General features: G+C 68.0%; 12 protein-coding genes. 8 read left to right on the forward strand and 4 right to left on the reverse strand.

The genetic code is table 11. The features are described from left to right. Position 1: 1 nt before the first annotated feature. The gene (locus KL771_RS13680; protein WP_261969109.1) at positions 2-634 is read left to right on the forward strand and encodes a L,D-transpeptidase; all 633 of its coding nucleotides are present in this window, start codon (positions 2-4) and stop codon (positions 632-634) included. Between the two features lie 168 nt (positions 635-802). On the opposite strand, the gene KL771_RS13685 is transcribed toward KL771_RS13680, so the two are convergent. Then, a complete protein-coding gene (locus KL771_RS13685; RefSeq protein ID WP_261969110.1) occupies positions 803-1,234 on the reverse strand; it encodes a DUF971 domain-containing protein in 432 nt (143 codons plus the stop codon). 187 nt (positions 1,235-1,421) lie between these two features. On the opposite strand from KL771_RS13685, the gene moaA reads away from it, so the two are divergent. Beyond that, positions 1,422-2,450: a GTP 3',8-cyclase MoaA gene (moaA, locus tag KL771_RS13690; protein WP_261969111.1), complete on the forward strand. Its 1,029-nt coding sequence runs from the start codon at positions 1,422-1,424 to the stop codon at positions 2,448-2,450. 121 nt (positions 2,451-2,571) lie between these two features. Here moaA and KL771_RS13695 read toward each other — a convergent pair whose 3' ends face one another. After that, the gene (locus KL771_RS13695) at positions 2,572-4,251 is read right to left on the reverse strand and encodes a hypothetical protein (RefSeq protein WP_261969112.1); all 1,680 of its coding nucleotides are present in this window, start codon (positions 4,249-4,251) and stop codon (positions 2,572-2,574) included. A gap of 181 nt (positions 4,252-4,432) precedes the next feature. On the opposite strand from KL771_RS13695, the gene KL771_RS13700 reads away from it, so the two are divergent. From KL771_RS13700 to KL771_RS13725, 6 genes are all read left to right on the forward strand, one after another. After that, positions 4,433-4,777, forward strand: coding sequence for an antibiotic biosynthesis monooxygenase family protein (locus KL771_RS13700; protein ID WP_261969113.1), 345 nt, complete (start codon positions 4,433-4,435; stop codon positions 4,775-4,777). Between the two features lie 175 nt (positions 4,778-4,952). Further along, entirely contained in the window at positions 4,953-5,879 is a 927-nt protein-coding gene (locus tag KL771_RS13705; protein WP_261969114.1) for a DMT family transporter, read from the forward strand. Continuing rightward, positions 5,876-7,099 carry a multidrug effflux MFS transporter gene (locus KL771_RS13710; RefSeq protein ID WP_261969115.1) on the forward strand — a complete coding sequence of 408 codons (1,224 nt, stop codon included), beginning with the start codon at positions 5,876-5,878 and terminating at the stop codon, positions 7,097-7,099. The genes KL771_RS13705 and KL771_RS13710 overlap by 4 nt, the downstream gene beginning before the upstream one ends. 177 nt (positions 7,100-7,276) lie before the next feature. Continuing rightward, complete coding sequence (locus KL771_RS13715; RefSeq protein ID WP_261969116.1) at positions 7,277-7,831, forward strand: TRAP transporter small permease subunit; 555 nt, start codon at positions 7,277-7,279, stop codon at positions 7,829-7,831. A 79-nt stretch (positions 7,832-7,910) separates the two neighbouring features. Then, positions 7,911-10,058 carry a TRAP transporter large permease gene (locus KL771_RS13720; RefSeq protein ID WP_261969117.1) on the forward strand — a complete coding sequence of 716 codons (2,148 nt, stop codon included), beginning with the start codon at positions 7,911-7,913 and terminating at the stop codon, positions 10,056-10,058. Positions 10,059-10,209: 151 nt separating this feature from the next. Continuing rightward, a complete protein-coding gene (locus tag KL771_RS13725; protein ID WP_261969118.1) occupies positions 10,210-11,007 on the forward strand; it encodes a class II glutamine amidotransferase in 798 nt (265 codons plus the stop codon). Positions 11,008-11,095: 88 nt separating this feature from the next. Here KL771_RS13725 and KL771_RS13730 read toward each other — a convergent pair whose 3' ends face one another. After that, on the reverse strand, positions 11,096-12,193 hold the full coding sequence (locus KL771_RS13730) for a TRAP transporter substrate-binding protein (protein ID WP_261969119.1): 1,098 nt from the start codon (positions 12,191-12,193) through the stop codon (positions 11,096-11,098). Positions 12,194-12,495: 302 nt separating this feature from the next. Then, positions 12,496-13,131, reverse strand: a complete 636-nt coding sequence (gene mobA / locus KL771_RS13735; protein ID WP_261969120.1) for a molybdenum cofactor guanylyltransferase MobA — start codon at positions 13,129-13,131, stop codon at positions 12,496-12,498. Positions 13,132-13,301: the final 170 nt, after the last annotated feature.

Genomic DNA, 13,301 nt, shown 5'->3' on the forward strand with positions numbered 1-13,301 from the left:
TATGCGCGCAGCAAAGCTGTTGGCGGGGGCGGGTTTCGTTGGCCTGGTGGCTGGCACCCTGACCTACGGTGCCATGGCGGAATACAATCCCGGAATCGAGATCCGCTATGACGCCACCGGCCGTGCGGTCGAAGGGCCGGGCATCACGGTTCCCGGACCGGGTTCGAGCGGCGCCTACGGCCGCAACTATACGCCGATCCCGCGCGAAGTGGTGGATTACAAGTCGGGCGGCAGCGCCGGCGACATCGTCATCAACACCGCCGAACGCCGCCTCTATCTGATTCTCGGCGGTGGCAAGGCGCTGCGCTACGGCATCGGCGTCGGCCGGCCGGGCTTCACCTGGGGCGGCAACCAGACCGTCACCCGCAAGGCCGAATGGCCCGGCTGGACCCCGCCGCCGCAGATGCGTCAGCGCGTGCCGAATCTGCCGGCCTACATGGCCGGTGGCCCGGACAACCCGCTCGGTGCCCGTGCGCTCTATCTCGGCTCGACCTTCTACCGCATCCACGGCTCCAACGAGCCCTGGACGATCGGCCAGGCGGTCTCCTCGGGCTGCTTCCGCATGACCAACGACGACGTGACCGATCTCTACGAGCGCGTCCGTGTCGGCGCCCGCGTGTCCGTCATTCACTGACGGATCGAGTTCGAATCCGGACAAGGCCGGCGGGAGCAATCCCGCCGGCCTTGTCGTATCGATCGTGCGGAACCGGCCAGGGTCGGACAGCCGGGCGTGAGAGACCGCCTCTGGCCGCAAGTCACGGCATTTGTCCGCCAGTCGCCGCGGTTCGCGGCTTGCTTCCGCTTATCGCCGCGGTTCGCGGCTTGCTTCCGCTTGTCGCCGCGGTTCGCGGCTTGCTTCCGCTTGTCGCCGCGGTTCGCGGCTCAGGCCCTTCGCGTCCAGTTCGGCGAGATATTCGCCCCAGATGCGATCGCGCTCGCGGCCGAGCCGGGCCAGATAGTCCCAGCCATAGATGCCGCTCGAATGCATGTCGTCGAAGCTCAGCCGGACGGCGTAGTTGCCGACCGGCTCGACGGCCAGGATCTGCACCGCCGACTTGCCCGGAACCGTCTTGCGCTCGGCCGGGGAATGCCCCTGCACCTCGGCCGACGGGCTGGTGACGCGCAGATACTCGGCCGAGAGCGCATGGCTCTCGCCGCCTTCGAAGCTCACGGTCAGCGTGCGGCGGTCCTTGGCGAGGCGCAGTTCGGTCGGCCAGGGCGTTGTCGCGGTCATGGGCCAGGATCCTCTCGGCAGGGCTTCGAACAACAGCCCGGTCCGGCCGGACATACGGCGCCACACGGCCGCCGGCAAGCCCGCGCGGGGCCATGGTGCCGCCCTGCCGGCCCGGCGCCCGCAAAAGGCATGGCATTCCGGCTTTGCCATGCCATATAACAGCCTCGGGAGTGAGCCGGAGGGCAGCATGAATTCCGCCAGCGCGGGTGTCGCGAACCACATGCCGCTGATCGATCCGTTCGGACGGGCGATTTCCTATCTGCGCGTCTCGGTCACCGACCGCTGCGACTTCCGCTGTGTCTATTGCATGGCCGAGGACATGACCTTCCTGCCCAAGCGGGACGTGCTCAGCCTCGAGGAACTGGACCGGCTCTGCTCCGCCTTCGTGGCGCGCGGCACCCGCAAGATCCGGCTGACCGGCGGCGAGCCGCTGGTGCGCAAGGACATCATGACGCTGTTCCGCTCCCTGTCGCGCCACCTCGAGTCGGGCGCGATGGAGGAACTGACCGTGACCACCAACGGCTCGCAGCTCGCCCGCTATGCGTGCGACCTGAAGGCCTGCGGGGTGGAACGGATCAACGTCTCGGTCGACACGCTCGATCCGGTCAAGTTCAAGGCGATCACGCGCTGGGGCGATCTGGCCAAGGTCCAGGCCGGCATCGAGGCCGCGCTGGCGGCGGGGCTGAAGATCAAGATCAACGCCGTGGCTCTGAAGGGCGTCAACGAGCACGAGATCGACGACATGATCCGCTGGGCCCATGCCGACGGCATGGATCTGACCCTGATCGAGACCATGCCGCTCGGCGACATCGACGGCGACCGCACCGACCAGTATCTGCCCCTGTCGCAGGTCCGCGCCGATCTGATGGACCGCTGGACACTGCAGGACATCGACTACCAGACCGGCGGTCCGGCGCGCTATGTGCGCGTCGCGGAGACCGGCGGCCGGATCGGTTTCATCACGCCGCTGACGCATAATTTCTGCGAAAGCTGCAACCGGGTGCGCGTGACCTGCACCGGCACGCTCTACATGTGCCTCGGCCAGGAAGATGCCGCCGATCTGCGCCTGCCGCTGCGCCAGTCGGAAAGCGACGCCCCGCTCCACGCCGCCATCGACGAGGCGATCGGGCGCAAGCCGAAGGGCCACGATTTCATCATCGACCGCCGGCAGGCCAAGCCGGCCGTCTCCCGGCACATGAGCGTGACGGGCGGCTGAAAACGGCCCGGCGCCAGCCGGTCCGGCGCCTGATGGTCCGGCGCGCGCTCCGACAATCGCATGCGCAAAGGCCCGGTCTCGCGACCGGGCCTTTGGCTTTGAATTGATTTCGTTCGCCGGATCAGAAGCCGATGCCGAAGCCGCCGCGACGGCCGAGGCCGATGCCGATCGAGATCGGCGGGCCGCTATATTGCGGCTGCGGGGGCGGCGGCGGCGCGGCGGCCGGAGCCGGTGCGACACGCCGGGCGACCGGCGGGGGCGCGGCCTCGTCGTTGACGCGGCGGACCACGACCTTGCGCGCGGGCGTCGCCTCTTCGGCGCGCTGTGTCTTCGGCTTCACCACCGTGGTGGTCTTTTCCTTGACCGGCTGGACCTTGGCCTTGGCCGGCTGGGACGAGCCGTTGTCGTCGGTCAGCTTGGCGACGACGCCCTTCTTGCCCTTGGCCGGAGCCTTGGTGTCGGAGACCGGTTCGAGCGGCTGGATCGCGGCGACCGGGGGCGGCGCGGCGTTGGTCGTCGTCACGGGCTGCGTCACGGCCGGAACCGGGGCGAGCGCGACGGGGGCCGGGGTGGTGACGGCAACCGGGGTTGTCAGGGCCACCGGGGCGGGGGTCACGAGCGTGGCCGGCGTCGTGGTCACAGTTGTGGTCGTGGTCACCGGCGCGACGGACAGGACCGGGCCGGCATCGTTGCGAGTCGCACTCGGCGCCAGGGCAAGCTGCAGACACGGGCCGGTGGTCACGCCGACGCGGCTGACGGTGCTTCCGAGCAAGGCGGCAGCGATGCGGTCGTCGTCGCCGCTGCGCTCGATGCCGAAGTCCGGCGCGGCAGAGGCGAGCACGATGCGCGTGCCGTCGGCGAACCGTCCGTCGATCGCCCCGGACCGATAGCCATAATCGGCCAGAACGGCCTGCAGGACACGCATCCGGTCCGGATCGCTGGTCGGGCGGCCGTCGGCTGTGGTCTTCGGGGTGCGGGTGCAGAAGCGCGCTTCGGTGTCGCCGAGGCCGGCCTGCAGGCGCCAGGTCAGCTTGGCCTCGACCGGAGCCCCCGGCTTCAACTGGGCCAGCTTGGCCAGGCACACCGCGCCGCCCTGCATGGCGTAGCAGTTCCAGGCGTCGGAAGCGCGCAGGAAGGTGCCGGCGCTGGCGGGCAGATCGATCATCACCGCGACGCGGCGGTCGTCGGTGGCCGGGCGATGGGTTTCGGAGACCAGGCTGATCTCGCACTCCGCATCCTTGCGGCAGGCTTGCGCCTGCGTCAGATGCACGTCGATCATCGGCTCGGAGGCATGAGGCAGGGACGCGGTCGCCGCGCCCGAAACGCTGGCGGCGGCATTGCGCACCTCGAGCCCCTGGCCTTCGCGGATCAGGCATTCGCGCGTCGTCAGGCGACGGGCATCCTCGCGATAGCCCTGGGCGTCGCGCACGCGCCGCAGCGTTTCGCGCAGGTCGGCGCGCATCATCTCGGCGGTCTTGCCGGCGCCCGGGTCGCGCTCCGCGGCCAGTTCCTGCTCGATGACCTTCTTCTGCAGGTCCTCGGCGCGGGCGGTGGTGCGGGAAATGAACTGCTCGGCTTCGACCACGAGCCAGTCGCGGTCCTTCATGCAGACCGGTCCGCCCGGCAGCGGCGGCAACTCGGCGATCACGATGCGCCCGGCGCCCGCGCCGGCCGACTGGGCGGCCGCGGGTCCGGCGACAAGAGCGGTGCCGGCCAGAAGTGCGGCGGCGAGGGCGCCGTGCCGGGCAAAGGCCGCGGCCGTGCGAATATCCAACGAGGTCGCGCCCCGGTCGGTGGTCATGACGATGCCTCCTTTCCGCCGCGCTGCGGTTCGGGCTCCGCTCGCGCGGTCGCCGCAATCGCTGCGGATACATTCATGATAATGCTTACTGACCTGAAGCTGAACCCACCCTGAACGAGAGGGTCGAGCCGAAAGGCGGCAAAGTCGTGACCGCCGCGCGGCACCCGCTCCGGGAGGTCCGATGATCGCCGTCATATTCGAGGTCTTCCCCGCCGAAGGCCAGCGCCAGCGCTACCTGGAGATCGCCGCCGCGCTGCGGGCCGATCTGGAAGCCGCCGACGGCTTCGTTTCGGTCGAACGTTTCGAGAGCCTGACCACGCCGGGCAAGTTGCTTTCGGTGTCGTTCTGGCGCGACGAGGCTGCTGTCGCCGCCTGGCGTGCAAAGGCGCGGCATCGCTCGGCGCAGGCTGCCGGCCGCAGCGGCATTTTCTCCGGATACCGCCTCCGGGTGGCCGCGGTGCTGCGCGACTACGGCATGGACGAGCGGGCGGAAGCGCCTGCTGACAGCCTGGCGTCCCTCGGATGACCGTTGAAACGGGAGCGCGATTGCCCAATGCATAGCCACATCCCGCCTCCGGACGTTGCCGAGCCGGGTCCGGGCGTCTAGATCAGGGGCATCGGTCATTTTGCCGAAGCGCGATCCAATGCCCTGCCGTCTCGGCGGGGCCTCCCTCCCCCGCCCTCCCTCGACCGGACCCGCCATGCCCGCCGCCCCGCGCGACAATGCTCGCGGCATCCTGGCCATGAATGCCGCCTCGGTGGCCTTCATCGTCGGTGATTCGATCGTGAAGGCCGTCTCGACGGCGATGCCGCTCGGCCAGATCATGGTCTTGCGCGGCGCCGTGGCGAGTGCCCTGCTGGTCGCCTTGTGCCTCTGGACCGGCGCCTTCGCGGCCTGGCGGACGCTGTTCCACCCGACCCTCGGCTATCGGCTGGTCGGCGAAATCGGCGCGACGCTGCTTTATGTGACGGCACTGATGTACATGCCGCTCGGCAATGCGACCGCCATCTTCCAGGTGACCCCGCTCGCGATCACGGCGGCCGCGGCGCTGTTCCTGGGCGAGACGGTCGGCTGGCGGCGCTGGACGGCGATCCTGGTCGGCTTCGGCGGCGTGCTGATCATCATCCGGCCGGGCTTTGCGGGTTTCGACCGGTCCGCCTTCCTGGTGCTCGGCGCGGTCTTCTTCGTCGTGCTGCGCGATCTGGCCACCTCACAGATGCCGGCGGGCGTGCCGACCCCGCTGGCGGTTCTCAACACCGCCTCGGCCGTGATGGTCACCGGATTCGTGCTGATCCCCTTCGAGGGCATCTTCTCGCGCTACACCGAATGGCAACCGGTCTCCGACCGGCATGCCGGCCTGCTCGCCCTGGCCGGCTGCGTGCTGGTGCTCGGCTACATGCTGCTGACCTTCGCCATGCGGGTCGGCGACATGTCGGTGGTCGCGCCGTTCCGCTATGCGCTGCTGATCTGGTCCTTCCTCGCCGGCCTGATCTTCTTCGGCGACGTGCCCGATCGCTGGACCCTGCTCGGCGCCGCGATCGTGGTCATGACCGGCATCTACAGCTTCCAGCGCGAACGCCTGCGCGCCCGCGCCCAGCGCGCCGCCGCTTCGGGCCCCGTGCCATGACGGCGTCCCCGCCCCTGCCGCCGGTCGATCCCTCGGAGCCTGCCGCGAAGCCCGTCGCGCCGCCGATCATCGTCCTGATCGCGGTCTCGGCGCTCAATCCGCTCGCCCTCAACATGCTGGTCCCGTCCATGCCGGGGCTGGAGCGGGCCTTCGCCACCTCCTATGCGACGGTGCAGCTGTCGCTGTCGCTCTATCTGGTCGCCGTCGCGCTGGCCCAACTCATCCTCGGCCCGCTCTCCGACCGGCACGGACGGCGGCCGGTCATGCTGGCCGGGATGGCGCTGTTCCTGGTCGGCACGGCCGCCTGCCTTCTGGCGCCGACCATCGAGGCCTTCATCCTCGGCCGCGTCGTGCAGGGCGTCGGCAGCTGCGCCGGGCTGGTGCTTTCGCGCGCCATCGTGCGCGATGTCTACGAGCGCGACCGCGCGGCGAGCATGATCGGCTTCGTCACCATGGGGATGGCGGTCGCCCCGACCCTCGGACCGGCGATCGGCGGTGCCCTGGACGAGCAGTTCGGCTGGCGGGCGCCCTTTGCTCTGCTCTTCGCCGTGGGTGCGGCCGTGCTCGCCGGCACCTGGGCGACCCTCAACGAGACGCGTCGGCCGGGTCAGTCCGAAGGCGGGCTCGCCTCCCATCTCGGCGCCTTCGCGGTGCTGGCCCGCTCGCGGGACTTCGTCGCCTTCGCGGTCTCCTCGATGCTGGTTTCGGGCGTCTTCTTCGCCTTCCTGGGCGGAATCCCCTATGTCATGCAGAAGCTACTCGGCGCCGGCGCCCGCGAGACCGGGCTCTATCTGATGTGGCTCGCCGCCGGCTACATCCTCGGCAACTTCCTGTCCGGCCGCTACGCCTCCCGATTCGGCGTGATCAGGATGATGGCGGTCGGCAACCTGATCGGGCTCGCCGCCGTGGCGGCGGCCCTCCTGCTGCATCTGGCCGGCTACCATCACCCGGTCGCGATCTTCGCGCCGATGACCTGGCTCGGCATCGGCAACGGCATCGCCCTGCCGTCGACCATCGCGGGTGCCGTCAGCATCCGTCCCGACCTCGCCGGCGCAGCCTCGGGACTGACCGGGACCCTTCAGATCGGCTTTGGAGCCCTGGTCACCGTGCTCATGGGCGCGCTCCTCGGCGACAGCGCCCTGCCGCTCTTTCTGACCATGGCGACGCTCGCCGCCGGCGGGCTCGCATCCGGTCTCGCGGCCCGGGCGGCGGCACGCTGAGGCCGCAGGTTCGGGCATCACTCAGCCGGATACCGCATCGGGAAAACCCCGAAGATGACCCGATCCTGACCGAGGCGGGACGAAGGCCCGGACCCTCTTGACGCGTGCAGGGCGCATAGCCTTTATGCAAATGCGGAAACGCTCGGCGCCAAGACCTTTCCAGGACAAAGAGGGCCCATGACCGGATTGCTGCGCATCAGCGCGCTCATCGACGGCTTCAACACCTTCATCGGCCGGTTCGTGTCCTGGCTGATTCTTCTGGCGGTGGTGGTCAGTGCCGGCAACGCGATCATTCGCAAAACGCTGAATACCAGCTCCAATGCCTGGCTCGAACTGCAATGGTACCTGTTCGGCACCGTGTTCCTGCTCGGCGCCGCCTGGACGCTGCTGCGACGCGAGCACATCCGCATCGACATTCTCTCGAGCCAGTTGCCGAAGACATTGCGCCACTGGATCGAGCTGCTCGGGCATTTCGTATTCCTGATGCCGTTCTGCCTGTTGATGATCTACGAATCCCTGCCCTTCTTCCTCACCTCCTTCCGACTGCAGGAAGTCTCCTTCAATGCCGGCGGCCTGATCGTCTGGCCGGCGAAACTGATGGTGCTGCTGAGTTTCGCGCTCCTGGCGCTTCAAGGCATCTCCGAGATCATCAAGCATGTCGCCGTGATGCAGGGCCTCCGGCCGGAGCCCGAGACGGGCGGCTCGCACGGCACCGCCTCGCACGAATCGTGAGCCGCGGCCCGACGATCGATCAGCCCCACCCAAAGACGGAAGGGTCGGCGAACGGCCGGCGCGCGGGAGGACGACCCCGATGACAGAATTCCTTATCCACAACATCGCACCGATCATGTTCCTCAGCCTGATCGTGTTCCTGTTGCTGGGTTACCCGGTCGCCTTCAGCCTCGCGGCCCTCGGCCTCGCCTATGGCTGGGTCGGCATCGAACTGGGCCTGCTCTCGTCGAACCTGTTCCAGGCCCTGCCGGAGCGGGTCTTCGGCGTGATGGCCAACGACACGCTGTTGGCGATCCCCTTCTTCACCTTCATGGGCCTGATCCTCGAGCGGTCCGGCATGGCCGAGAAACTGCTCGACACGGTCGGCAAGCTGTTCGGGCCGATCCGCGGCGGCGTCGCCTATGCGGTGATCTTCGTCGGTGCCCTGCTCGCCGCCACGACCGGCGTGGTCGCCGCCTCGGTCATCGCCATGGGGCTGATCTCGCTGCCGATCATGCTGCGCTACGGCTACGACCGGCGCCTCGCCGCCGGCACCATCGCGGCCTCCGGCACGCTCGCCCAGATCATTCCGCCGAGCCTGGTGCTGATCGTGCTGGCCGACCAGCTCGGCCGGTCCGTCGGCGACATGTATCTCGGCGCCTTCGTCCCCGGCATCGTGCTCACGATCTTCTACATGGCCTACGTGATGGTCATGACCATCGTCTATCCGAAGAGCGCTCCAGCCCTGCCGCCGGAAGCCCGCTCCTTCGGCGAGGGCGCGCCCTACGACAAGGTCATGAAAGCCTCCGTGATGCCGCTCGCGCTGGTCATCTGGGGCATGATCCTGCTGTTCGATCCGGCGACCGGCATCGCGCTGTTCGAGCGCTATCTGCCGATGGTGAGCGGACTAGCCAAGCAGATGGCCTTGCAGGAACCCTGGCTGTCGACGCTCAAGATCGGCAGCCTGGCGGCCGTCTATCTGATCTATATCGGCCTGATGCGCTTCCTGCCGGCTTTCCTGGGCAAGATCCTCGGCCTTGCCCTGATCCTTGCCGGCGCCGGCGTGCTGCTGCTGTTCGCCGGCGGCCAGATCGTCACGGCCCTGAAGGCGGTCGACTTCGCCGCCCCGGCCACCGCGGTCGGCGCCTCGATCGTCCTTTCGGTCGTGCGCAGCTGGTTCGACCTGCTCGCCGGCGGCGCCTTGATCGCAGCCGGCTTTGCGATGATGGACAGCCCGTCCAAGCCGGTCTCCTCCGCGGTGCAGCGCGTCGTCGGCGACCTGCTGCCGCCGCTGATCCTGATCTTCCTGGTGCTCGGCACCATCTTCCGCGGCATCGCCACGCCCACCGAAGGCGGCGCCATGGGAGCGGCCGGCGCCATCATCCTGGCGGTGATTAACCGCAAGCTCAATTTCGACCTGGTCCGCCAGGCCGGCGAATCGACCGCCAAGCTGTCGGCCTTCGTGGTCTTCATCCTGGTCGGCGCGCGCGTCTTCTCGCTGACCTTCTACGGCGTCAGCGGCCATGTCTGGGTCGAGGAGATCCTCAAGGAAACGGCCGGCGGCATGTACGGCTTCCTGATCATCGTCAATGCGATGATCTTCTTCCTGGCCTTCTTCCTCGACTTCTTCGAACTGGCCTTCATTGCTGTGCCGCTGCTGGTCAAGGCGGCGGAGACCATCTTCGCGACCGATCCGGCGGCGATCGCCATCGCCAACGAAATGGGCTTCAACGTCATCAACGGAAAGGTCGCCGATGTCGGGCCGTTCATGATCTGGTTCGGCGTCCTCCTGGGCGTCAATATGCAGACCAGCTTCATGCATCCGCCCTTCGGCTTCGCGCTGTTCTACCTGCGCTCGGTCGCGCCATCGAAACCCTACAAGGACACGGTCACCGGCCGGATGATGGACCCGGTCACAACCGGCCAGATCTACTATGGCGCCATTCCATATGTCCTGATCCAGGTGGTCATGATCGCCGTCGTCATGCTCTTCCCGATCACGGTCATGTGGTACAATGACGTGTCGTCGAAGGTCGATCCGACCAAGTTCGAGATCAAGCTGGAAGGCACCATCGGTGGCGTCCCCAGCCTCGGCGGCACCGATCTGGGCGCACCGCCGCTCGGCCTTGGCGGCCCGCCTCCGGGCCTGGGTGGTCCGCCTCCGGGCCTGGGCGGCGGCACGGCACCGGCGTCCCCGCCCGACCTGTCGCAGCCCCCGGATCTGTCGCAGCCGCCCAAGATCCAGTGACCGCCGCGGTCGCGTCCGACCGCCCGCCCCTCCCGAAAGCCGCCATCCGGCGGCTTTCGTCGTTTTCGCGGGCCGTTCAAGCTTCGTTCAACGACAGCCGTGCAGAATCGGCGTATCTCCCAATGCCTGCCCCCATCCGAGGTTCCGCCGCATGTGTCGCTGGGTCGCCTATTCGGGTCAGCCGATTTTTCTCGGCCAGCTGGTCGCCGATCCCGAACACTCCCTGATCCACCAGAGCCGCAACGCCGAGGAGGCCAAGGTCGGCATCAACGGCGACGGCTTCGGCCTCGGATGGTATGGCGAGCGCGACGAACCCGGCCTCTATCGCGAAACGCTGCCGGCCTGGTCGGACGACAATTTGCGCCATATCGCCCGCCAGGTGCGCTCGCGGCTGTTCTTCGCCCATGTCCGCGCGTCGACCGGCACGGCAACCAGCCGAGCCAACTGTCACCCCTTCGCCCATGGCCGCTGGCTGTTCATGCATAACGGCCAGATCGGCGGCTGGAGCCGGTTGCGGCGGGCCGTCGAGGCGCGGATTCCCGACGCGCTCTATGCCTGCCGGACCGGAACGACCGATTCGGAGGCCATGTTCCTGATGACGCTCGGCCAGGGCGGCGAGGCCGATCCGGTCGGCGCCATGACCGGGACGCTCAGCGCGCTGCGGGCCCTGATGGCGGAGGCCGGCATCGACGAGCCGCTGCGTGTCACCGCGGCGCTGTCCGACGGCAGCCGGCTCTATGCCTTCCGCTATGCCTCCGACGGCCGGCCGCCGTCGCTCTATTGGCGCCAGACGGCGAGCGCGATCGAGATCGTCTCCGAACCGGTCGACCGGCATCGCGACGAATGGCACGCGGTCCCGGACCGCTCCGCTCTGGTCTGCTGCGCCCGATGCGCCTGCGAGGTCGTCCCCCTCGCCGTCCTCGAACCGTCCCGCGTCGAAGCCGCCTGAAGGCACGAAAAAGGCGGCGCCGGGCATCCCCGCGCCGCCTCTCGGCAGGGCCGGCCGGGTCGAAACCCGGCTGCGATTCCGCCGACGATCAGAGCGTCTTCTTGCGCTGCTGGATCATCATGAAGGTGTCGAAGGTATATTCGGAGATCTGGAACCACAGATACTGGTCGGCACGATAGGCCTTGAGGGCCTCGTAGACCTTCTTGAAGTCGCCGTTCTTGGCCATGGTCTCGTCGTAGAGCTGGTTGGCCGAGTTGAAGCAGGCCTCCATGACTTCGTTCGGGAACGGCTTCAGGATGGCGCCCGAGGACGCCAGACGCTTCAGGGCGGCCGGGTTGACGGCGTCGTACTTCGCCTGCATGTGGACATTGGCCAAGCCGGCCGCCGTCAGCACGAGCGACTGGTAGTGCTTCGGCAGCTCTGCCCACTTCGCCGTATTGACGAAGAATTCGAGCATGGCGCCGCCTTCCCACCAGCCCGGATAGTAGTAGTAAGGCGCGACCTTGTAGAAGCCGAGCTTCTCGTCGTCGTAGGGACCGACCCATTCGGCCGCATCGATCGTGCCCTTCTCGAGGGCCGGATAGATGTCGCCGCCGGCGATCTGCTGCGGAACCGCGCCGAGCTTGGCTATGACCTGCCCGGCGAAGCCGCCGATGCGCATCTTCAAACCCTTGAAGTCCTCGACAGTCTTGATTTCCTTGCGGAACCAGCCGCCCATCTGGGCGCCGGTATTGCCGCCGGGCATGCCGAACAGATTGAACTTCTTATAGAATTCGTTCATCAGCTCGTTGCCGCCGCCATAGTAGCGCCAGCCGTTCTGCATGCGCGAATTGATGCCGAACGGTACTGCTGTGCCGAACGCGAAGGTCGGATCCTTGCCGACATAGTAGTAGGGCGCGGTATGGCACATTTCGACGGTGCCGTTGGAGACCGCATCAGCCGCCTGCAGGCCGGGGATCAGTTCGCCGGCGGCGAAGACCTGGACCTGAAACGCATTGTCGGTGGCTTCGGCAACGGCCTTCGAGAAGACCTCGGCGGCACCGTAGATGGTGTCGAGCGACTTCGGGAAGCTCGAGGTCAGGCGCCATTTGATCTGCGGGTTGGACTGGGCGATCGCCGGCATGGGAAAGGCGGCGGCCGCGACGGTACCGACACCGGCGGCCTTCAGAAACTTGCGACGCTGCATGGACATCAACCTCCCGAATTGACGCTGACGTCCGGCCGCCCATCCCTCCCAGGCGCCGGACCGCTTGGAACGTTAGACAAGATGCAGGGCAGCCATGCAAGAGAAAATGACACCGAAAGACAGATCGCGGACCGGGTACAGAATCCACCGTTACTGAAGCGCTTGCTGGCGTTCGGAACAAGTCGCGGCGCCGACTGTCACAGAATTCGGCGATTTCCAAGCCGTCTGCGCCCGACGCAGGACAGCATGGCGCCATCACCGCTTGCCAGCCGGGCATTCCGGTATCTTGCCGGGTTCCGCGCCTATGGCTGAAGTGGACCGTGGGCCGCGATCCAATCTTCCGCAACGGCAAGATCCTCGGGCCTATTGACGTTGAAAAACGGGTCGAGACCGCCCGCGAGGGGATCGAAGGCGACGTGCCGAACCGGGTGGCGTTCGATCCAGGCCATCACCTTGCGGGCAGCGCCGCTGACCAGCGCCTCTTCCAGGGCATCGGCCAGGCTGACGGGGAACAGCGCACAAACCTGATGGGTGCCGGTCGCCGTGACCGGCACCGCAATGCCGTCCGGATCCGCCCCGTCGAGGCTTGCCGCGAGGCGCGCGACCAGGTCGAGCGGCAGGAACGGCGTATCGGCGGCTGCGGTCGCGACATGGCGGGCCCCCGGACGATGCGTCTCCGCCCAGCGCATGCCGGCCAGCAGCCCGGCCAGCGGACCGGGATGGCCGGCCACCGGATCGCCGGCCACCGGCAGGCCGAAGGCCTCGAACCGCGCCGGATCGCCATTGGCATTGAGCACAAGCGCCCCGACTTGGGGGGCGAACCGCTCGATCACCCGATCGAGCAGATGCCGTCCCGCGAGCGCGATCAAAGCCTTGTCGCCGCCCCCCATGCGGCGGCCGAGCCCGCCGGCGAGAACGACCCCCACGATTTCGCTCATGCCGCTTTCCCTGTCGATGGCCGGCCGCCCCCGTGCGATGTCGAAGGCCCGCCTCGGGTCACCGGCGCCTCGCAGGACCGGACCGGCGCCATCCTATCATGCGCACCGCGAGGGCGAGACACCGGCGCGGCAACCGTTCACGGCCACAAGACGACGGTGGCGGACGACGC

This window comes from Prosthecodimorpha staleyi, assembly GCF_018729455.1.
Classification (GTDB): Bacteria; Pseudomonadota; Alphaproteobacteria; order Rhizobiales; family Ancalomicrobiaceae; genus Prosthecodimorpha; species Prosthecodimorpha staleyi.